Origin of the sequence: Mesorhizobium sp. WSM4884, assembly GCF_029625675.1 — a bacterium.
Lineage (GTDB): Bacteria > Pseudomonadota > Alphaproteobacteria > Rhizobiales > Rhizobiaceae > Mesorhizobium.
In genome coordinates this window covers 227,562-247,605 of record NZ_JARTVO010000004.1, presented here as the reverse complement: position 1 = coordinate 247,605, position 20,044 = coordinate 227,562, and the positions used below count along the sequence as shown (strand labels likewise).

General features: G+C 63.4%; 19 protein-coding genes. 7 read left to right on the top strand and 12 right to left on the bottom strand.

Going from position 1 to position 20,044, the window contains the following annotated elements; translation table 11 throughout:
• Positions 1-28: 28 nt before the first annotated feature.
• The 4 genes from urtD to urtA form a co-directional block, all read right to left on the bottom strand.
• Positions 29-775, bottom strand: a complete 747-nt coding sequence (urtD, locus tag P9236_RS08565; protein ID WP_278074168.1) for an urea ABC transporter ATP-binding protein UrtD — start codon at positions 773-775, stop codon at positions 29-31.
• 6 nt (positions 776-781) lie between these two features.
• Positions 782-2,005: an urea ABC transporter permease subunit UrtC gene (gene urtC / locus P9236_RS08560; RefSeq protein ID WP_278074167.1), complete on the bottom strand. Its 1,224-nt coding sequence runs from the start codon at positions 2,003-2,005 to the stop codon at positions 782-784.
• Positions 2,002-3,618: an urea ABC transporter permease subunit UrtB gene (gene urtB, locus P9236_RS08555; protein ID WP_278074166.1), complete on the bottom strand. Its 1,617-nt coding sequence runs from the start codon at positions 3,616-3,618 to the stop codon at positions 2,002-2,004. Before urtB ends, urtC begins: the two co-directional genes overlap by 4 nt.
• A gap of 138 nt (positions 3,619-3,756) precedes the next feature.
• A complete protein-coding gene (gene urtA / locus P9236_RS08550; RefSeq protein WP_278074165.1) occupies positions 3,757-5,067 on the bottom strand; it encodes an urea ABC transporter substrate-binding protein in 1,311 nt (436 codons plus the stop codon).
• Positions 5,068-5,372: 305 nt separating this feature from the next.
• Between urtA and P9236_RS08545 the strand changes: the two genes are divergently transcribed.
• The gene (locus P9236_RS08545; RefSeq protein WP_278074164.1) at positions 5,373-5,759 is read left to right on the top strand and encodes a hypothetical protein; all 387 of its coding nucleotides are present in this window, start codon (positions 5,373-5,375) and stop codon (positions 5,757-5,759) included.
• 62 nt (positions 5,760-5,821) lie between these two features.
• Here the strand turns inward: P9236_RS08545 and P9236_RS08540 are convergent, their stop codons facing one another.
• The 3 genes from P9236_RS08540 to P9236_RS08530 all read right to left on the bottom strand — a co-directional run bounded on the left by P9236_RS08540 (position 5,822) and on the right by P9236_RS08530 (position 8,459).
• Positions 5,822-7,393 carry a GMC family oxidoreductase gene (locus P9236_RS08540; RefSeq protein ID WP_278074163.1) on the bottom strand — a complete coding sequence of 524 codons (1,572 nt, stop codon included), beginning with the start codon at positions 7,391-7,393 and terminating at the stop codon, positions 5,822-5,824.
• A gap of 48 nt (positions 7,394-7,441) precedes the next feature.
• Positions 7,442-7,987, bottom strand: coding sequence for a gluconate 2-dehydrogenase subunit 3 family protein (locus tag P9236_RS08535; protein ID WP_278074162.1), 546 nt, complete (start codon positions 7,985-7,987; stop codon positions 7,442-7,444).
• A 76-nt stretch (positions 7,988-8,063) separates the two neighbouring features.
• Entirely contained in the window at positions 8,064-8,459 is a 396-nt protein-coding gene (locus tag P9236_RS08530; protein WP_278074161.1) for a VOC family protein, read from the bottom strand.
• A gap of 266 nt (positions 8,460-8,725) precedes the next feature.
• On the opposite strand from P9236_RS08530, the gene P9236_RS08525 reads away from it, so the two are divergent.
• Positions 8,726-9,031 (top strand): ribbon-helix-helix domain-containing protein, encoded by a 306-nt coding sequence (locus P9236_RS08525; RefSeq protein WP_278074160.1) that lies wholly within the window; start codon positions 8,726-8,728, stop codon positions 9,029-9,031.
• A gap of 202 nt (positions 9,032-9,233) precedes the next feature.
• Here P9236_RS08525 and P9236_RS08520 read toward each other — a convergent pair whose 3' ends face one another.
• Together P9236_RS08520 and P9236_RS08515 are read right to left on the bottom strand one after the other, a co-directional pair.
• The gene (locus tag P9236_RS08520) at positions 9,234-9,941 is read right to left on the bottom strand and encodes a DeoD-type purine-nucleoside phosphorylase (RefSeq protein ID WP_278074159.1); all 708 of its coding nucleotides are present in this window, start codon (positions 9,939-9,941) and stop codon (positions 9,234-9,236) included.
• Between the two features lie 77 nt (positions 9,942-10,018).
• On the bottom strand, positions 10,019-12,601 hold the full coding sequence (locus P9236_RS08515; protein ID WP_278074158.1) for an ATP-binding protein: 2,583 nt from the start codon (positions 12,599-12,601) through the stop codon (positions 10,019-10,021).
• 212 nt (positions 12,602-12,813) lie between these two features.
• On the opposite strand from P9236_RS08515, the gene P9236_RS08510 reads away from it, so the two are divergent.
• Positions 12,814-13,509, top strand: a complete 696-nt coding sequence (locus tag P9236_RS08510; protein ID WP_278074341.1) for a flagellar biosynthetic protein FliO — start codon at positions 12,814-12,816, stop codon at positions 13,507-13,509.
• Between the two features lie 200 nt (positions 13,510-13,709).
• Here the strand turns inward: P9236_RS08510 and dksA are convergent, their stop codons facing one another.
• On the bottom strand, positions 13,710-14,126 hold the full coding sequence (gene dksA, locus P9236_RS08505; protein ID WP_059185643.1) for an RNA polymerase-binding protein DksA: 417 nt from the start codon (positions 14,124-14,126) through the stop codon (positions 13,710-13,712).
• A gap of 265 nt (positions 14,127-14,391) precedes the next feature.
• Between dksA and P9236_RS08500 the strand changes: the two genes are divergently transcribed.
• The 4 genes from P9236_RS08500 (at position 14,392) to P9236_RS08485 (ending at position 18,164) form a co-directional block, all read left to right on the top strand.
• The gene (locus P9236_RS08500; protein ID WP_278074157.1) at positions 14,392-14,895 is read left to right on the top strand and encodes a histidine phosphatase family protein; all 504 of its coding nucleotides are present in this window, start codon (positions 14,392-14,394) and stop codon (positions 14,893-14,895) included.
• A 63-nt stretch (positions 14,896-14,958) separates the two neighbouring features.
• Complete coding sequence (locus P9236_RS08495) at positions 14,959-16,431, top strand: YcjX family protein (RefSeq protein ID WP_278074156.1); 1,473 nt, start codon at positions 14,959-14,961, stop codon at positions 16,429-16,431.
• A complete protein-coding gene (locus P9236_RS08490) occupies positions 16,428-17,510 on the top strand; it encodes a TIGR01620 family protein (protein WP_278074155.1) in 1,083 nt (360 codons plus the stop codon). Before P9236_RS08495 ends, P9236_RS08490 begins: the two co-directional genes overlap by 4 nt.
• A 99-nt stretch (positions 17,511-17,609) precedes the next feature.
• On the top strand, positions 17,610-18,164 hold the full coding sequence (locus P9236_RS08485; protein ID WP_278074154.1) for a hypothetical protein: 555 nt from the start codon (positions 17,610-17,612) through the stop codon (positions 18,162-18,164).
• Between the two features lie 67 nt (positions 18,165-18,231).
• Here P9236_RS08485 and P9236_RS08480 read toward each other — a convergent pair whose 3' ends face one another.
• Positions 18,232-18,498 carry a hypothetical protein gene (locus P9236_RS08480; RefSeq protein WP_278074153.1) on the bottom strand — a complete coding sequence of 89 codons (267 nt, stop codon included), beginning with the start codon at positions 18,496-18,498 and terminating at the stop codon, positions 18,232-18,234.
• Between the two features lie 293 nt (positions 18,499-18,791).
• Entirely contained in the window at positions 18,792-20,000 is a 1,209-nt protein-coding gene (locus P9236_RS08475) for an MFS transporter (RefSeq protein WP_278074152.1), read from the bottom strand.
• Between the last annotated feature and the right edge of the window lie 44 nt (positions 20,001-20,044).

Genomic DNA, 20,044 nt, shown 5'->3' with positions numbered 1-20,044 from the left:
CGGTGGAACGGAACCCGCCAGATCATGCTCAGCGCCCCAGATAGACTTCGACGACTCGCTCGTCGGCCGAAACGAAATCGAGCGTGCCCTCCGACAGCACCGAGCCCTCGTGCAGGCAGGTGACCTTGACGCCGAGCTCGCGCACGAAATGCATGTCGTGCTCGACGACGACCACCGAATGGTCGCGCGCGATGTCTTTCAGCAGCCGCGCCGTTTCCTCTGTCTCGGCGTCGGTCATGCCGGCGACCGGCTCATCGACGAGCAGCAGCTTCGGGTCCTGCGCCAAGAGCATGCCGATCTCCAACCACTGTTTCTGACCGTGGCTCAGATTTGCGGCGAGCTCGTCGCGCTTGTCGCCGAGACGGATGATGCCGAGGATATCATCGATGCGCCGCGTCTCGGCGGCCGAGCGGCGATGGAAGAGCGCCGGGAAGATCGAGCGCGGACCCTTCAGCGCCAGCATCAGATTATCCTCGACGCTGTGGCTTTCGAAGACTGTCGGCTTCTGGAATTTGCGGCCGATGCCCATCATGGCGATCTCGGCCTCGTCATGCCGGGTGAGATCGACCTGACCATCGAAGAAAACCTCGCCCTCGTCCGGCCGCGTCTTGCCGGTGACGATGTCCATCATCGTCGTCTTGCCGGCACCGTTGGGACCGATGATCGCGCGCATCTCGCCCTTGTCGAGCACCAGCGACAGGCTGTTGATGGCGCGAAAACCGTCGAAGGAAACCGAGACGCCGTCGAGATAGAGGATGGTGTTCGACTTGCTCATGACCGCTCACTCCGCCGGCTGCGGCTCGGGGCCGGAAGCCGACCAGGCGCCGGGCGTCCGTGCGGCCGAGCGCACGATCTTGACCGGAGGTTTTTCCGGATCGGCGCCGGCTTCCTCGGCGAGCGAGGCCGCGCGCAATGCCTTGGCCCTGCCGCGCCAGCCATCCCAGGTGCCGACGACGCCCTTCGGCAGGAACAGCGTGACGGCGACGAACAATCCGCCCAACGCAAACAGCCAGAATTCCGGCAGCACGCCGGTGAACCAGGATTTTCCCGCGTTGACGAGCAGCGCGCCGATGATTGGGCCGACGATGGTGCCGCGACCGCCGACGGCGGTCCAAATCACCACCTCGATCGAGTTCGCCGGATCGAACTCGCCGGGATTGATGATGCCGACCTGCGGCACGTAAAGCGCGCCGGCAATGCCGGCCATGATCGCCGAGACGGTGAAGGCGAACAGCTTGACGTTCTCCGCCCGCCAGCCGAGGAAGCGGGTGCGGCTCTCGGCGTCGCGCACCGCCATCAGGAGCTTGCCGTATTTGGAGCGCACGATCGCCGCGGTGACGAAGACGGCGAGCGCCAGCGTGACCGCACTCGCGGCGAACAGTGCCGAGCGCGTCGCGTCGGCCTGCACGTTGAAGCCGAGAATGTCCTTGAAGTCGGTCAGGCCGTTGTTGCCGCCAAAACCCATGTCGTTGCGGAAGAAGGCGAGCAGCAGGGCATAGGTCATCGCCTGGGTGATGATCGAGAGATAGACGCCGGTGACGCGGCTGCGGAAGGCGAACCAGCCGAAGACGAAGGCGAGCAGGCCAGGCACCGCCAGCACCATGATTGCCGCGAACCAGAAATGGTCGAAGCCGTACCAGAACCAGGGCAGTTCCTTATAGTTCAGGAACACCATGAAGTCGGGCAGGATCGGGTTGCCGTAGACGCCGCGCGAGCCGATCTGGCGCATCAGATACATGCCCATCGCATAGCCGCCGAGCGCGAAGAAGGCGCCGTGGCCGAGCGAGAGGATGCCGCAATAACCCCAGACCAGGTCGAGCGCCAGGGCGAGCAGCGCATAGCAGAGATACTTGCCGAGCAGCGCCACGATATAGGGCGGAACATAGAGCGCGCTCGACGGCGAAGCGGCGAGGTTGAGCAGCGGCACGATGATGGCCGCCGACAGCAGGACGAAGATCGTGACGGCGATGCGCCGGTCGGCGCCGAACAGGCGTTGAGCGATCATGCTTCCACCGCCCTGCCCTTCAGCGCGAACAGGCCGCGCGGGCGTTTCTGGATGAACAGGATGATCAGCACCAGCACGACGATCTTGCCGAGCACCGCGCCGGCATAAGGCTCGAGAAACTTGTTGACGATGCCGAGCGAGAAGGCGCCGACAAGCGTGCCCCAGAGATTGCCGACGCCGCCGAAGACCACGACCATGAAACTGTCGATGATGTAGCCGCGGCCGAGATTGGGCGAGACGTTGTCGATCTGGCTGAGCGCGACGCCGGCAATACCGGCGATGCCGGAGCCCAGCGCGAAGGTCAGCGCGTCGACCCAAGGCGTCTTGATGCCCATCGAAGCGGCCATGCGGCGGTTGGCGGTGACGGCGCGCATCTGCAGCCCCCAGGGCGTGCGCTTCATGACGTAGAGCAAAACCGCGAACACGACGAGCGCGAACACCAGGATCCACAGCCGGTTCCAGGTGATGGCCAACTGCCCGATGTCGAACGAGCCCGACATCCAGGACGGATTGCCGACCTCCTGGTTGGTCGGCCCGAAGATGGTGCGCACTGCCTGCTGCAGGATCAGCGAGACACCCCAGGTGGCTAAGAGCGTCTCGAGCGGCCGGCCATAGAGGAAGCGGATGATGCCGCGCTCGATGGCAAGCCCGACCAGCGCGGCGACAAGGAAGGCGAGCGGCAGCGCGATCACCAGCGACCAGTCGAACAGGGCGGGAAAGGACGTGCGGATGACCTGCTGGACGACGAAGGTGGTGTAGGCGCCGAGCATCACCATCTCGCCATGCGCCATGTTGATGACGCCCATGACGCCGAAGGTGATGGCGAGGCCGATCGCGGCCAGCAGCAGCACCGATCCGAGCGAGATGCCGTACCAGATGTTCTGGCCGGCATCCCACAACGCCAGCGTCGAATTGATATATCCGATGGCGGCTGCCGCCGCGTCCTTGACAGCGCCCTGAGCGCCGGCCTCGACCGAGGTCAGCAACGACAGCGCGTCGCGGTCGCCGCGCGCCGCAATCACGGAGATCGCGGCCAGCTTGTCGGCTTCCGGCTTGTCGGAAACGAGCACCGATGCGGCGCGCGCCTGTTCGAACATCGCCTTGACAGCGGGATCGATTTCGGCGGCGATCGCGGCATCGAGCGGCTCGATGTTCGCCGCATCGGGCGCCCTGAACATGGTCGCCGCGGCGGCGAGGCGCACGGCAGGATCCTTGGCGCGCAGCGTCAGCGTACCCAGCGCATCGCGGATCGTGCGGCGCAGTCCGTTGTTGACCTTGATCTTGGCGAGGTCGACCTTGGCGGCGTCGGCCGCCTTTTCGCCGCTCAGCGGATCGAGCAATTCGATGCCGTCGCCGGCGTCCTTACCGACGAATATCTGGGAATCGGCCTTGCGGATATAAAGATTGCCGTCGGCCAGCGCCGAGAGCGCACGTTCGACCGACGCATCGCCGCTCGCGGCCAACTCGCGCACCACGGCCTCCGTGGCGGAGAAATTGGCGGCTGTCGCGAATTTGGCGATCGTGGCGCGAAGATCGCCCTCGGCGGCGCCCGACGGCAACAGGCTTGCCATCGTCAGCAGCATCATCAGGCCAATCACGCGCAACAGGATCATCGTCTTCGAGCGGCTCTCAAAGGTTTGAAGGCTTTGCCCGGGCCAGCCAAAGCCCGCCCGGGCGAAGGTCTGTCGGATCGCGGGGCCACACCGTGGTCCGACAGATCTGGGTGGTAACGGCCCAGGTCCAGACCGGGATCAGTTGGTGCCCTTGCCGCCGCACTTGCCGCTGGCGACATTGAAGTTGCCGCAGCTGAGCGGGGCGCGCCAATCCGAGATCAGGTCCTTGGAATCCGGCAGGTAGTCGGACCATTCGTCGCCCATGACGAGGCCGGGTGTCTGCGAGACGGTCTCGAACTGGCCGTCGGCCTGGATCTCGCCGATCAGCACCGGCTTGGTGATGTGGTGGTTTGGCATCATTGTCGAATAGCCGCCGGTAAGATTCGGCACCGACACGCCGACCATGGCGTCGATAACCTTGTCCGGATCGGTGGTGCCGGCCTTCTCGACCGCCTTCACCCACATGTTGAAGCCGATGTAATGCGCTTCCATCGGGTCATTGGTGGTGCGCTTGTCGTTCTTGATGAACTTGTGCCAGTCCTCGATGAACCTCTTGTTCTCGGGCGTGTCGACGCTCTCGAAATAGTTCCAGGCGGCGAGATGGCCGACCAAAGGTCCGGTGTCGAGACCGGCCAATTCCTCCTCGCCGACCGAGAAGGCCATGACCGGAATGTCTTCAGCCTTGATGCCCTGATTGCCGAGTTCCTTGTAGAACGGCACGTTGGCGTCGCCATTGACCGTCGACACGACCGCCGTCTTCTTGCCGGCCGAGCCGAATTTCTTGATTGCCGAGACCTCGGTCTGCCAGTCGGAAAAACCGAACGGCGTGTAGTTGACCATGATGTCCTCGGCCGGCACGCCCTTGGACTTGAGGTACGCCTCGAGGATCTTGTTGGTGGTGCGCGGATAAACGTAATCGGTACCTTCGAGCACCCAGCGCTTCACCGAGCCGCCATCGGCGCTCATCAGGTAGTCGACGGCCGGAATGGCCTGCTGGTTCGGCGCCGCGCCCGTGTAGAAGACGTTGCGCTCGCTTTCCTCGCCCTCATACTGGACGGGATAGAACAGGATATTGTCGAGCTCTGAGAACACCGGCAGCACGGACTTGCGTGACACCGACGTCCAGCAGCCGAACACCGCCGCCACCTTGTCCTTCGAAATCAGCTCGCGCGCCTTTTCGGCGAAGAGCGGCCAGTTGGACGCCGGATCGACGACGACCGCCTCGAGCTTCTTGCCGAGCAGGCCGCCCTTAGCATTCTGTTCCTCGATCAGCATCAGCATGACGTCCTTCAACGTCGTCTCCGAAATCGCCATGGTCCCCGACAGCGAATGGAGAATGCCGACCTTGATGGTGTCCTCAGCGGCCTTCGCGGGCGCCGACATAGACAGGCCGGCAGCGATCACGCCGGCCGAAAACATTTTTGTTATTGTCGAAAAATTACCCCTCATGTTCCACGCTCCCACGTTAGTTGTTTTGCATCGCCACATTTCGTTGCAAGCGACGTGCCAGACGCGGAAGCGCGATGACAAATAGTGAAATAACGAAGCGCTTACAGCCAGTTATCTCGTAGCCGTCGAACTTTCGCGTTTCCTGCGGCGCGCGAAGGTTGAGAAAAGTTTACGCAATGCTGCCTAGATTTTGCCCAAATGGTAAAAATGCCTAAACTTTAATCTGACCGGATGGAAACTCGGCCCGCGCCTGTTGCGGGGCGCCGGCAAAATGGGGCAAGGTCGCCGCGCAACCGAGCGACGTCATGGCCTTCCGCTTTTTCCTGAGTTTCCTGCTTCTCATATCCGCCGCCAGCAGCGCCCACGCCGACTTCGCCGAAGGCAAGCTGCCGGACGGCGTCTATCGCTGCGAGGTCTATCTGCTCGGTCTGTTCCTCAACCTTGGCGACATCACCATCAAGGGTAATGTCTATAGTGGCCCCGTGACCTTCGGCACCTCGGGAACCTACAACTACCAGATGGACGCCAATGGCGAGATCAGCTGGCTCGGTCCGCTCGGCGGCTATACCAGCGGCGGTAACTCGATCTCGCTGACGCAAGCCACGCTGGACGATCCGAACGCCCCCTCCTTCGACATCATCATGAAGCAGCAGGACGGCGCCTTCACCGCCTCGACCTGCACGAAACGCTGATCGACAAAAAAGGGCGCGGAACCCGGTCGGGTCCCGCGCCAGCAGGCAGTCGGGAGGCAGTACTAGATGCTCTTCGCCGACATCTGGGCGGCGATATAGTCGGCCTGGCGGATCGCCAGCGACACGATGGTCAGCGTCGGATTTTCGGCGCCGCCCGTGGTGAACTGGCTGCCATCCGAGACGAACAGGTTCTTGATGTCATGCGTCTGGCCGTGCTTGTTGACGACGCCGTCGGCCGCCTTCTCGCTCATCCGGTTGGTGCCGAGATTGTGGGTCGAGGGATAGGGCGGCGTCGGGAAGGTCCTGGTCGCGCCGACCGCGGCGTAGAGTGACTGACCCTGCTTGTAGGCATGGTCGCGCATCGCCGTGTCGTTGGGATGGTCGTCGAAATGGACGTCGGCGATCGGCATGCCGTGCTCGTCCTTTTCGTCTTTGTGCAGCGTGATGCGGTTCTCCTCGCGCGGCATGTCCTCGCCGACGATCCACAAGCCGGCCATATGGTCGTAATGGTCGAGCGCCGTGGTGAAGGAGCGGCCCCAGCCACCCGGATTGAGGAAGGCCGCCATGAACGGCAGGCCGAGCGACAGCGTCTCCATCTCGTAGCCGCCGACGAAGCCGCGCGACGGATCGTGGCGCGCCTCGTCGCGGATGATGCCGGCCATGGTGGTGCCGCGATACATGTGCACCGGCTTGTCGAAGACGGCATAGACCGAGCCCGTGGTGTGGCGCATGTAGTTCTTGCCGACCTGCCCCGATGAATTGGCAAGCCCGTGCGGGAACTTGCTCGATTCGGAGTTGAGCAGTAGCCGCGGGCTTTCGATGGAATTGCCGGCGACAGCGACGATGCGGGCCTTCTGCTCCTGCAGCTTGCCGTCCTTGTCGGCATAGACGACGCCCGTCACCTTGCCCGAGGCGTCATGGTTGATCTTGATCGCCATGGAGTTCGGCCGCACCTCGAGATGGCCGGTCGCCTCGCCCTTCGGGATCTCGGTGTAGAGCGTCGACCATTTTGCGCCCCATTTGCAGCCCTGGAAGCAGAAGCCTGTCTGCTGGCAGGAGTTGCGATCGTCGCGCTGCACCGAGTTGATGGCCATGTTGCCGGTGTGGCATTCCTTGTAGCCGAGCTTGTCGGCGCCGGCTTTGAGCACCTTGAAGTTGTTGTTGCCCGGCAGCCGCGGCCAGTTGTTGGTTCCGGTCACGCCCATCTTGGCCTCGGCCTTTGCGTAGTATGGCTCCATTTCGGCGAGCGTCACCGGCCAGTCGAGCAGGTTCGCGCCTTTCACCTTGCCGTAGGTGGAAAGCGTCTTGAACTCATGCTCCTGGAAGCGCAGCGACGCGCCCGCCCAATGCGTGGTCGAGCCACCGACCGACTTGACGATCCAGGCCGGCAGGTTCGGGAAATCCTTCGCCACGCGCCAGTCGCCGGATGTGGTGCGCTTGTCCTTCCAGGCGAGCTGGGTGAAGGAATCCCACTCGTCGTTGATGAAGTCCTCGTATTCGTGGCGGGCGCCGGCCTCGAGGATCACGACGTCGATGCCTTTCTGGGCGAGTTCGTTGCCGAGCGTGCCGCCGCCGGCGCCCGAGCCGATGATGACGACCACGCCATCGTTCTTGAGATCAAATTGTGCTGCCATGGTTTCCTCCCATGAAATCGGTCAAAAGCGGTTCAAGAACAGAATGGCTCAGAGCCACTCGATGTCGTTGAAGCCGCGCGCGATGTAGCCGCCCTTGGAATAGGACTCGCCCTCGTAGCCGAAGATCGGCCACACCTCCTTCTGGTTGTAGAGGCTGACGACGAGGCCGCCGCGCACCGCCTGGAAGAAGGGCGTCTTCTCGATCTCCTTCAGCAGCGCGACCCGCTGCTCTTCCCAGCCGAGCCCGCGATAGCCGCCGCTGCCGGCCTTCTTGTCGAGATCGGCGATGCCCTTCTCGATCAGTTCCTTGTGAGCCGGATCCTTGGCGGCTGTCTCGTCATGCCCCTTGACGGCGATGGCGTAGTATTTGTCCGGGACCTGGTCGTGCGGGTAGATGTCGCGCGCCACCTGGATCAGCGTCGCCGTCGTCTCTGGCTTCAGCGACGCGGTTTCCAAGCCCCACGCATATTCAGGGCTGATGACGGCGCTGCCGGAAATGACGAGCAGCGCGCCCGCGCCGCCGCGTTTGAGAAGCTCGCGCCGCGAAAGACCAAGCTTCCTCTCAAGGGGCTTCCTCTCATAGATCGTGACCATAATTTCCTCCCTGCTTGCTGTTCGCACCCCAACGGGTGCCGTTGCTGGCGCCGCGCCGGCCCGCGCGGCATTTGTCCTATTGGAAGCGCCCTCCCCGCTGCAGGACCTCGATCTTGTAACCGTCGGGATCCTCGATGAAGAAAAAGCGGGCGATGAGCGCTCCGTCGCGGTTGAATTCCACGATCTTCTTCGGATTGAGTCCCAGAGCGCCGAGCCGGTCGTGCTCGCTATCGAGATCGACGACGGACACGGCAAGGTGGCCGTAGCCGTCGCCAAGCGTGTAAGGCTCCGTGCGGCCCTTGTTCACGGTCAGCTCGATCTCGAACGGAGTATCGGCATTGCTGAGATAGACGAGCGTGAAAGTCTCGAAATCGAGCCGCTGCGCGACATCGAGGCCGAAGGCCTTGTTGTAGAAATCGACGGACCGGGCCTCGTCGAGAACCCGGATCATGGTATGAATCGCCTTCGCCAAATCGGACTCCGCAGCTTTTGGTGCTTTCGAAGCCGATTATGCGCGCCGGCGAAAAAAGGTGGTGGCAGCCGATTACCACGCATGCGCTTGGAAAACGGCTAGTGCCGCGCCAGTTTTGCAGGGCGACCAAAGAGTGCGACGCACTTTGAGGACCAAAGTCTGATTGCCGTCACCGGCCGTCAGGCCGAAAATGGAAGCGCAGGCAGTGTTCAAAAGGCGCCAACCGGTCAATCGGCGCCCAAGACCAACAAGAACGGGAGGTAACAATGTGCAGAGTCTTTGCCGGACAAGATCCGGAAGGCTACCGGCAGATCAATCGGTCGATCCGCATAGACGGGCATTCGACCAGCATCCAGCTTGAGGCGACATTCTGGGCACTCCTCGACGAGATCGCCGAGAGCCAGGGTCTGACGACACCCAAATTCATCTCGACGCTCTATGACGAGGCGATCGAGATCAACGGTCAGATCCCGAACTTCGCTTCGATGCTGCGCACCACCTGCGCGCTCTATCTGCGCGGTCACCGGCCGGGGGCGGAAGAACAGGCAGCGCTGAAGCAGGAAGCCGCCTAAAGCATGTCTCCCGCAAGTGGGAACCGGTTTCGGGATAAAGACATGCGTAAAATCAAGAACCTAAAGCGCAGGGAGCGTATCTGAAAGATCGCGACGCGCTTTCAAGAGCAATTCCAGGAAAAATGTGTAACGGTTTCCCGTCCGGAATTGCGAAAAACAGACAGTTAGAGCAGTTCAGCGTTTCCGTGAATGATGAACTGCTCTAGCTTGCCGCAGCGACTTCCAGCGCCAGACGGGTCATGTCGGTGAACAGCGCCTGGCGCTCGGAGTAGTCGGTCTGCTCGTCCGTGGCGACGTGGTCGACCACGGTCAGCAGCGACAGCGCGCGCGCCCCGAACTGCGCCGAGATGCGGTAGAGCGCGCTGGTTTCCATATCGACCGCCAGTGCGCCGAGCGCTCTGGGCTCGTCAAACCGGGCGCGGCCGTCGGGGTGATGGAATATGTCGCTGCAGACAGTCAGCCCGGCGCTGCAAGCGATGCCGAGATCGGCGGCCCGCTGCAGCGCCAGCTCATGGAGCGCCTCATCCGGCCCCGCCGGCCGGTAAAGTCCGAACACTTGCCCGCTCATCGCGCCCTCGGCGCGTACCGCACTGGAAATGACCACGCCGCGCAGCGGAACGTTCTCGGACAGGGCGCCACATGTGCCGGTGCGGATCAGCGTCTTCACGCCGTGGAAATCGAGGAGTTCAAAGGCATAGATCAGGAAGGACGAGACGCCGATGCCGGTTGCCTGGATGCTGACCGGCTTGCCGCGGAATCGGCCGGTAAAGCCAAGAGCACCCCGACGGCGATTGACGCAGCGCGGGTTTTCGAGAAAAGTTTCCGCCATCCACTGCGCGCGCTCGGGGTCGCCCGGCAACAGCACCGTTTCGGCATAATCTCCCCGGCCCGCCTCGATGTGCGGCGTCACGCTTTATCACCCCATGATGGGATCCATCCCGTTAACCATCATGACAGGGTCGCCGCAATGCGCAAGCGGTAGCTGTTTTAGGATTCCAGCACGTCCTTGACGATCGTCGCCAGTTGCTTGAGCGAGAACGGCTTGGGCAGGAAGCCGAAATGCGCGTCGGCCGGCAGGTTTTTGGCGAAGGCGTCCTCGGCATAGCCGGAAACGAAGACGAACTTGATGTCCGGCTGTCGCTTGCGCAGCTCGCCTAGAAGCGTCGGACCGTCCATTTCCGGCATCACCACGTCGGAGACGACGATGTCGACCTTGCCGCCGAGGGCCTCGAAGACCTCCAGCGCCTCGACGCCGGAAGACGCCTCATGGACGGTGTAGCCGCGCGAGGTCAGCGCCCTGACGCCGCCCATGCGAACGGCATCCTCGTCCTCTACCAGAAGCACAGTAGCCGAGCCGGACAGGTCTTTGGCGGTGTCGGCCGGCTTGGCCGGCGCCGAAGCCGCCGCCGGCATCTCGCCTGCCTCGACAATCTTTCTTGCCTCGGCGACATGGCGCGGCAGGAAGATGCGGAACACCGTTCCCTTGCCAACCTCGGAATCGCAGTAGATGAAGCCGCCGGTCTGCTTGATGATGCCATAGACCATCGAGAGGCCAAGGCCGGTTCCCTTGCCGACCTCCTTGGTGGTGAAGAACGGCTCGAAGATCTTCTTCAGCACGTCGGGCGCGATGCCGCTGCCGGTATCCTCGACCTCGACCAGCACGTAATCGGCCGGCGTGAGCTCCCGGTAGCCGAAGGATTTGCACTCCTCGCCCGTGACGTTGCGGGTGCGCACGGTAAGATCGCCGCCGGCGGGCATGGCGTCGCGTGCGTTGACGGCGAGATTGACCACCACCTGCTCGAACTGGCCGATGTCGACCTTGACCGGCCACAGGTCGCGGCCATGGTCGATCTTCAGCCGGATGTCGTTGCCGACCAGACGGGCAAGCAGCATTCTGAGATCGGCCAGCACATCGGTCAGGTTGAGCACTTCCGGCCGCAGCGTCTGCTTGCGCGAGAAGGCGAGCAATTGCCTTACCAGCGACGCAGCGCGATTGGCGTTCTGCTTGATGTTCATGATGTCGGGGAAGGACGGATCCGACGGACGGTGGTTGGTGAGCAGCAGGTCCGACGCCATGATGATGGCGGTGAGAACGTTGTTGAAGTCGTGCGCAATGCCGCCGGCAAGCTGCCCGACCGCCTGCATCTTCTGGCTCTGCGCCATCTGGCCTTCGAGCGCCTTCTGCTCGGTGGTCTCGACGGCGTAGACGATAGCCGATTCCTCCGCTCCCTCGCCGCCGGCGCCGTCGGCGACGGCATTGACGTAGAAGCGGATGTGGCGCTCGTCATTGCCGGGCAGCAGCGAGTCGATCGGCTCGATATTGGCCTGCCGCTGCCGCGCCTTTTCGAAGGCTGCGGCGAAGGACGGCCTATCGCGCTCATGCACCACGGTCTCGAAGCGCACCCGTCGGTCGACCGCGTCGCGGTCGACGACGGAGGAAAACAGCGACAGGAACGGCGCGTTGGTGCGCAGGATGCGTCCGCTGGCATCGACGCCGGCAATCGCCATCGGCGTCGAGTTGAAGAAGCGGGTGAACCGGACTTCCGAGGCGCGCAGGTCGGCGGAGGCGTCCTCGCCCTGGGTGCGGTTGAGCACGATGGTGCGGGTCGGACCGTTCACTCCCTCGCGGCTCGCCGAAACGCGATGCATGAAGCGGACCGGCAGCGCCTGCCCGCTCATTGTGGTGAGGTCGAGGTCGATGACGGCGTTGCGCGTGGTGCCGGGATCAGCCTTCACCGAGCGGACGAGCGCCATGCCGTCGCCGGCGACGATTTCCGGCAGCGTCACCGCGCCGGGGGTGAAGCTGGCAAGGTCGATGCCCAGCCATTCGGCAAGCGTCGCGTTGATATAGGTGACGCGGCCCTCCTGGTCGGCCGAAAAGAAACCGGCCGGCGCGTGATCGAGGTGGTCTATCGCTTTTTGCAGGTCGAGGAAGAAGCGTTCCTGCTCCGCCCGCTCCTGCGAGATGTCGGCGATCTGCCAGGCAAGCATCGGCAGCCGCTGGCCTGGCACGTTGAAGGCACGTGCCCGGGCACGGTACCAGCGCGCGCCAGGCTCGGCCCCGGGCTTGATCGACTGCGCGAGCCGGAATTCACCGTCGCCGGCCTGGCCGTCGCGCAGGCCGGACGCCAGCCGGTAGATGGTCATCGAGGCCTCGGGGACATCCGAAAGCAGCCCTTCGACCGTCTTGAGGTCCGTTGCCGAAGCGGCACCCGTCATGTCGGCATAGGCCCGATTGGCGTAGATGACACGCCCCTTGGTGTCGGTGACCAGGAGACCTTGCGACATCGAATCGACGAAAGCCTTCGACAACTCGTCGCCGGTGGAGCGCGGAGCGATCTGCACGAAGCCGATCGCCGTCGCGAACAGAAAGCCGACGCCGATCATGGCGAGCACGCCCAGCATGCCGAGCAGGAACGGATCGCCGAGGCGTTCGCGGAACAGCCCGAAGACGATCGCGGCGCCGGTCAAGACGACGATGAAGATAATGAGCCTGGCGACGGCGCCCGGACGCGTGTTTTGGTCGACGATCGGTACCGGATAGAAATCGCCGCGCGTTTCCTTGGCCATGTGCCCCCTGCTCGTGATTCCGGTCCCCGACACCCGCGAACGGCCGGTTGAATCACATTCTCCTGTAGCGGAAAAGGCCCCGGCGGCAAATGTCCGATAAAATCAACGATTCATGTTTCAAACTGTTCACGATGCGTGATGCGAACTTGCGGTCGCTAGTCCCAACGGTCTAGTGTCGCGTCACCTCAAGAAGGCGATTGGGTGCACCGATGATGGAGTGGGTGGAGCGCACAGCGGGTCCGGGTTATGTCGGTGCAATCCTGTGGACGTTTGCAGCACTCATTTTGCTTGTCGTCGTCTTGCTCGTCATCAAGGTGGTCCGCAACCTGACTTTCGGCACCTTCGTTGCCGGCGGCAGGAACCGCAAGACGCGGCTCGCCGTCATGGACGCCACCGCCGTCGACAGCCATCGCCGGCTGGTGCTGGTGCGACGCGACGACATCGAACACCTGATCCTGATCGGCGGCCCGACCGATGTCGTGGTCGAACGCGACATAAGGCTGGTCGCGCCTCGCCGCCCGGCGCTGACCGGCGACGGCGGCCAGCAGCAGGCCGCCGCGCCGCGCCCGCGCGCGTCTCAGCCCGCGCCCACGCCGGCCAGGCAATCACCCGCACCGGCGCCGGCTCCGATGACCGAGCCAGTGTCGCGTCCGCACGCGGCGCCACCCACGCCAAAGCCGGCGACGCCGAGCCAGCCGACCGCGAAGGTCATGCCGCTCCCAGCTTATGGAACGAATGGCAGCGTCCGCCATGTCCCGCCGCCACCCTCCAACGACTCGATCGACGATACGCTGATGCACGAACTCGAGGCATCCCTGGACGAGTCGCATCCCAAGCCGGCCGCCAAGCCTTCGCTCGATGACGAGATGACCAAGCTTCTCGGCGAGCTTGCCAGCCACAAACGCTGACTCGGCAATACACCAACGTAACGGCCTTAATGGCCTCGGGCCGGGCAAGCGAGATGAGGGGGACCACCGTGACCCTGTCCATGGGTGCCTTGGGCACATAAGCGGCCGGCCGGTCTGCAGGTTACGAAGGCAGCCGAAAAACAAAAAATGGCCGGAAAACCTGGCCATTTTTTGAAATTCTATGCCTGCCCTTGCCCGCCTCAATCGTCGCGGTAGACCTTCTCGCGGCGCTCATGGCGCTCCTGCGCCTCGATCGACAGCGTCGCGATGGGGCGGGCGTCAAGCCGCTTCAGCGCGATCGGCTCGCCGGTCTCCTCGCAATAGCCGTAGGTGCCTTCGTCGATACGCTGCAGCGCCGAATCGATCTTCGAGATCAGCTTGCGCTGGCGGTCGCGGGCGCGCAGTTCGATGGCTCGGTCGGTTTCGGAAGAGGCGCGGTCGGCTAGGTCGGGGTGGTTGGCGTTTTCTTGCTGGAGGATTTCGAGGGTTTCACGCGCTTCGCGAAGGATATCGTTCTTCCATGTGATAAGCTTCATGCGGAAGTAAGATTTCTGCCGTTCGTTCATGAACGGCTCGTCTTCGGAGGGTACGTAATCGGCGGTAACGATATCGTTCATTCGACTCACCCAACAACCCCAAATTTGGCGCCTATATATTCGCGGACCGAAGGCTGCACAAGCGCAATCGGCGACAGTTTCACGCAATTGTTAGTATGGGGGAGGCCAGCACAGACAGGCCTTTTCGCAATAAGGGTACGGCCGAATTCCTGTACGATTCGCTATGTTTGAGCGATGCCGGCCATTGTGCATGAGACCGTTCTCGTGGCTAATCCCATAACGTCTTGGACGGATTTTCGTTGCTTGCTAGTAGTGAGGGGACCGGTTGAGCAAACTTTATTTGTTGAGGCATGCCAAGGCCGGATGGGCGCTGCCCGGGGTGCGCGATTTCGATCGCCCGCTCGACGAATCCGGCATGGCCGATGCCGAGACGATGGGCGATGCCATGCGGGCCCGCAACTACGTGCCGGACGTCACGCTTTGTTCCAACGCCAGGCGGGCGCGGCAGACGCTGGAAGGCCTCGCGGGCCGCACAGACATCGGCCGCGTGCTGTTCCTGGACACGCTCTACAGCGAGGATGCCGCCGGCTATCTCGACATCATCCGCAGGAATGGCGGGACCGGCTCGCTTCTGGTGATCGGCCACAACCCGATGACGGAGGATCTCGCCATGGCGGTGTCGGGTGATGGCGATGAAACCGCGCGCGGCGTGCTCAACCACGGCTTTCCCACCTCGGGCCTCGCCGTCGTGCGTTTTCCCGGCAATCTCGGTGAAGCAGGCCAAGGCAACGGCTATCTCGAAGCCTTTCTCACTCCTGCCGATCTCTGACACCATTTCAAACGCTTCGCCCGAGGCCTATATCGGGCCCTGACGGGCGACCCAGAGGCAGATTTGGCATCACCGCTGACCACCTTTACCGACGAGGCGAAGATTGCGCTCGACACCCTGTCGGGCCGCGCCGCGGGGCTCTTCTCTCCATCGCTGCGCCTGGGCGTCACCGGCCTTTCCCGCGCCGGCAAGACGGTGTTCATTTCCGCTCTCGTGCACAACCTGATTCATGGCGGGCGGCTGCCGCTCTTCGAAGCGCAGAAATCGGGCCGCATCGCTCGCGCCTTCCTCGAGGAGCAGCCGGACGACGCCGTCCCGCGCTTTCAGTACGAGGACCATATAGCTGCCCTGGTCGAAGACCGCGTCTGGCCGGATTCGACGCGCGCCATTTCCGAGTTGAGGCTCACCATCGAATACGAGTCTGCCTCCGGCTGGAACCGGCTGTTTTCGGCGGGAAAGCTGTCGGTCGACATCGTCGACTACCCCGGCGAATGGCTGCTCGACCTGCCGCTGCTCGGCAAATCCTTCGCCGATTTTTCGCACGAGGCGGTCGAGCTCGCGGCTCTGCCTGTGCGTTCCGACCTGTCCCATGCCTGGCGGGAGCTCGCCTCTTCGATCGATCCGGACGCCGACGCCGATGAAATGGCGGCGCGCCGTCTCGCCGAAAGCTTCGCGGCCTATCTCAAGGCCTGCAAGCTGGACGAACGGGCGCTGTCGACCCTGCCGCCCGGCCGTTTCCTGATGCCGGGCGATCTCGAAGGCTCGCCGGCGCTCACCTTTGCGCCACTGATGAAGCTGTCGGAGCGACGTCCCCGTTCCGGATCGCTGCAGGCGATGATGGAGCGCCGCTACGAGGCCTATAAGACGCATGTCGTGAAACCGTTCTTTCGCGAGCATATCACCCGCCTCGACCGCCAGATCGTACTGATCGATGCCATGCAGGCGCTCAACGCAGGCCCCGCCGCCTTGGCCGACCTCGAACGCGCCGTCACCGAAATCCTGTCCTGCTTCCGGCCAGGGCGTGGCAATTTCGTCACCGACCTGTTTTCAAGGCGCATCGACCGCATCCTGGTGGCGGCGACCAAGGCCGATCAGCTGCATCATGAAAGCCACGACCGGCTGCAGGCGATCGTGCGCCGCCTGGCCGACCGGGCCGTCGCGCGGGCGAATTTCAGCGGCGCCGATGTCGATGTCGCCGCCATGGCGGCGGTGCGCTCGACCCGCGAAGGCACGGTCAAGCAGGGCCGCGAGACATTGCCGGTGATCATCGGCACCCCGTTGAAAGGCGAAACGATCAACGGCGAGACATTCGACGGCAGAACCGAAACCGCCATATTTCCCGGTGACTTGCCGCAAAAGGTCGACGCGGTGTTCGACCCTTCCGGGCCGCAGGGCGAAAGCAGTGAACCGGCGATCCGCTTCGTGCGGTTTCGTCCGCCGAAGCTAGAACGCACGGCCGAAGGCGTCTCGCTCTCGCTGCCGCATATCCGGCTCGACCGCGCGCTGCAGTTCCTGATCGGAGACCATCTGGCATGACCGCGCCCCGCAAACCGGCGGCCTTCCGCATCGAGCCCGAGCCAGCGCCAAAACAGGAGGCGCCGCAGAAGCATCGCACCGACGAACGGCCGATGCGCAAACCGCAGGCCGCAAGGGCCGATGTTGCGGTCGTCGTCCCTTCGCCAATCGATGTCTTCGACGAACCGGATATCGAGCAGGCCGCGCCGCCGCCGGCGACCGCCCCAAGGAAGCGCTCGCTGCTGGCCCGCCTGTTTTTCGGCGCTTTCGGCGTGCTTGTCTCGTTCGCGGTCGGCCTGTGGACGGACCAGCTCATCCGCGATCTCTTCGCGCGCGCCGAATGGCTGGGCTGGCTAGCGGCCGGCATGGCGGCGATCGCGCTTTTGTCGCTGCTCGTCATCCTGATCCGCGAATTCCTGGCGATCGCCCGCCTCGCCGAGGTCGAGAAGCTGCAGCGGCGGGCCTTGGATGCGGTGGCGCGCGACGATCCCAAAGCCGCCCGCGCTTTGGTCGATGAGCTCGCCGCCTTCGTCGCGGCAAAACCAGAGACCGCGGCCGGCCGCCGCTCGCTCGCCGAACTGCGCGGCGAAATCATTGACGGCGGCAATCTGGTGCGGCTTGCGGAGACCGAGATCCTGTCGCCGCTCGATACCCGCGCCAAGGCGATGATCCTGGAGGCCGCAAAGCGCGTCTCGCTGGTAACCGCGGTCAGCCCACGCGCGCTTGTCGACGTCGCCTATGTCGTGTTCGAGGCAGGCAGGCTGATCCGGCGCCTGTCGGAACTCTATGGCGGCCGTCCCGGCACGCTAGGCTTCATCCGCTTGGCGCGCGGAGTGCTCGCTCATCTCGCGGTAACCGGCTCGATCGCCGTCGGCGACAGTTTCGTGCAGCAGATCGTCGGTCACGGCCTGGCCGCGAAGCTCTCCGCAAAGCTTGGCGAAGGCGTGGTCAACGGCATGATGACGGCGCGCATCGGCATTGCGGCGATGGAAACGGCGCGCCCGCTGCCGTTCATCGCGACCAAGCGCCCGGGCCTGGGCGATTTCCTCTCGGCGCTGACCTCGTTCGCGATCCGGAAGGACGGTCAAAGCGAGCAGTAGGGTAAATGCCGAAACGGCCACCGGTGACGAAGCATTAACCAATCTTGTTCATGGTCGTCTCTGTCCCAAGAACAGACTCTGTCGTGCCGGGTGTCGTCCATGAAAAGCGTGTTTCTGTCCTGCGTCCTGCCCGTGACGGTTGCGGTCACCGCACCGGTGGGCCTCGTCGAAAAAGCCGTTGGCGCAGAACCGGACAAGCAGTTCTTCCGTTCGGTCGAAGGCAAATGGGTCGGCCCCGGCGAAATCATCGCCGGCAAATACAAGGGCACGAAATTCACCTGCAATTTCAACGGCTCGACGCCTGACGGCAAGGTCGGCATGACGCTGGACGGAGACTGCCGGGTCGGTGTGTTCACCCAAAAAATGTCAGCAAGCGTCGAACGCAAGGGCCACGAAGGCTACAAAGGCAATTTCATGGGCGGTTCGGCCGGCAACGGGCTCGACATCATCGGCGGCAATGTCGTCGACGCGCAGAAGGTGGTCTTCACCATCAACCGCAATCAATTGAATGGCGTCATGCAGGCCCGCATCCCCGACGACAATTCGATGACCGTCACGGTCGCTGTACGCGTCAACAAAGAGCTGGTGCCGGTCATCGGCATGAGTCTGAAGCGGGTCGATACGGTCGAGGTCGGCTCCATAGCCAAGAACTGACCAGACAAGCGTGGATAAACAAAAGGCGGCAGCCATGGCTGCCGCCTTCATCCGTCTTTGACTTAGCTCAACCCTTGATGGCGGCGGTCACTTCGTCATAGGCCTTGCAGGCCTCGTCCAGCGTCGTGGCGTTCTGATATTTCGTCGTCACGGCCTGCACCTTGGCCGTCAGGCCGGCCGCCTTGCTCGGATCCTTGGTGATTGCTTCCTGCAGCGCGGCGGCCATGTCCTGCGCCTTCTTGGTGGCAATTTCCTGCGTGCACTCCGGTCCCTTCGAACAGGCCGAAACGGCCAGCGCCGCAACACCGACGGCAACGAGCAAAAACTTCTTCATGTCAGTTATCTCCTCAAAAAAAGGCAGCGGCCCATCGCCGCTGCCTTCCAATGGCCGAAGCCCAATGGCCAAAGCCGGTTGTGCCTTAACCTCTGATTGTGGCGGCACGCAACGACCGGGCCGCGTAAACTTGTGTAACGAAGCTGCAATATCGCGGCGGCCCGGATTCAGCCCGCTTAATGCATGTCGCCCAAACTGCGCAGCGGTGGGCGACATGCATTGAAACAATAACCTAAAGCGCGTCGCATGAGGCCGTTCGGACGCGACGCGCTTTAGGTCCGTTGGAGCAAAGTTCACCCGCGACGCTGTAGCAGCGCCAGCATGACTGTCGATGCGGCAAGAACGACAGTAAGGATCAAAGGCCCCGAAGCACCATAGGTGTCCACGACATAGCCGCCGACAACCGCGCCGATGGTGATGGCAACCTGGAAGGAGACGACCATCAGGCTACCCGCTGCTTCCAGCGCATCAGGCGCCGCGCGGGACAGATTGGTCGGCAGCACGACCGGCGCCATGCCGAAGGCCAAGCCCCAAAGCGTGACGAATCCGAAGGCGACGGCGATGTGCACGCCCCAAAGCACCAATGCCAGCGCCGCAAACGCCATCAATGCGGCGTTGCCCGCGAGCGCCATGCGGATGTTGGCATCGGCCATGCGCCCGCCGGCAATATTGCCGATCACAGCGGCGATGCCAAATCCGAGCAGGGCCAGGGCAATTGGCGCGGTCGCCAGGAGCGTCACATGTTCGAGGAAGGGGCGCACATAGACCGAGCCGGCAAAATGCCCTGTCATCAGCAAAAGAATGGCCAGCATGCCGAGTTGAATGCCGCGCCGCCGTGTCAGCCGAAATACATCCGCAAGACTATTGCTGGCCGTGGCAGGCAGGGTCGGCAGGCTAACCAACTGCAGCAGCATGGCAATCACGGCCAGCCCCGCTGTCAAGGCCATGGCGCTGCGCCATCCCAGCCAGTCGCTGATCAACGCGCCGACCGACGGCGCGGCAATGGTGGCGAGCGAGACGCCGAGGGTGACGATAGCCATGCCCCGACCTGTCGCATTGGCGCCAACCAGCCTGGCCACGACGGCAACCGAGAGTGCCCAGAATGCGCTGAGAGCGATTCCGAGCCCGGCCCGGCCCAGCAGCAACAGCCAGAAATTGGGCGCCAGCGCGGCAAGGAGGTTGGAACCGACCGCCAAGGCGCTGAGGCCAACCAGCACCGTCTTGCGGTTCAATCGGCCGATGAGAACATTGCTCAATATGGCCGTCACGGCGCCGACCGAAGCCGTGGCGGTGACGACCTGTCCGGCGGTTCCTTCGCTGATGCCGAGGTCCCGCGCCATCGGCGTCAGCAGGCCTGCCGGCAGGAATTCGGCTGACACCAGGGCAAAGCTGGTGGCCGCCAATGAAATGACGGCAAACCAGGTGGCTGCGTTCCACGGGGCTGGCGCGGCGTCATCGAGGTCTATAGCCGCGTCTTCAAGCTGAAATGTTGTGTCCGTCACTGAAAGATCTCCAAGGTTTGGAGGTCTTCAATAGACGAGTCCTA

Bases quoted from the DNA above. Each gene is read 5' to 3' on its own strand.
- urtD (WP_278074168.1), bottom strand. From the start codon at position 775: ATGAGCAAGTCGAACACCATCCTCTATCTCGACGGCGTCTCGGTTTCC.
- urtC (WP_278074167.1), bottom strand. From the start codon at position 2,005: ATGATCGCTCAACGCCTGTTCGGCGCCGACCGGCGCATCGCCGTCACG.
- urtB (WP_278074166.1), bottom strand. From the start codon at position 3,618: ATGATCCTGTTGCGCGTGATTGGCCTGATGATGCTGCTGACGATGGCA.
- urtA (WP_278074165.1), bottom strand. From the start codon at position 5,067: ATGAGGGGTAATTTTTCGACAATAACAAAAATGTTTTCGGCCGGCGTG.
- P9236_RS08545 (WP_278074164.1), top strand. From the start codon at position 5,373: ATGGCCTTCCGCTTTTTCCTGAGTTTCCTGCTTCTCATATCCGCCGCC.
- P9236_RS08540 (WP_278074163.1), bottom strand. From the start codon at position 7,393: ATGGCAGCACAATTTGATCTCAAGAACGATGGCGTGGTCGTCATCATC.
- P9236_RS08535 (WP_278074162.1), bottom strand. From the start codon at position 7,987: ATGGTCACGATCTATGAGAGGAAGCCCCTTGAGAGGAAGCTTGGTCTT.
- P9236_RS08525 (WP_278074160.1), top strand. From the start codon at position 8,726: ATGTGCAGAGTCTTTGCCGGACAAGATCCGGAAGGCTACCGGCAGATC.
- P9236_RS08515 (WP_278074158.1), bottom strand. From the start codon at position 12,601: ATGGCCAAGGAAACGCGCGGCGATTTCTATCCGGTACCGATCGTCGAC.
- P9236_RS08510 (WP_278074341.1), top strand. From the start codon at position 12,814: ATGGAGTGGGTGGAGCGCACAGCGGGTCCGGGTTATGTCGGTGCAATC.
- dksA (WP_059185643.1), bottom strand. From the start codon at position 14,126: ATGAACGATATCGTTACCGCCGATTACGTACCCTCCGAAGACGAGCCG.
- P9236_RS08490 (WP_278074155.1), top strand. From the start codon at position 16,428: ATGACCGCGCCCCGCAAACCGGCGGCCTTCCGCATCGAGCCCGAGCCA.
- P9236_RS08485 (WP_278074154.1), top strand. From the start codon at position 17,610: ATGAAAAGCGTGTTTCTGTCCTGCGTCCTGCCCGTGACGGTTGCGGTC.
- P9236_RS08480 (WP_278074153.1), bottom strand. From the start codon at position 18,498: ATGAAGAAGTTTTTGCTCGTTGCCGTCGGTGTTGCGGCGCTGGCCGTT.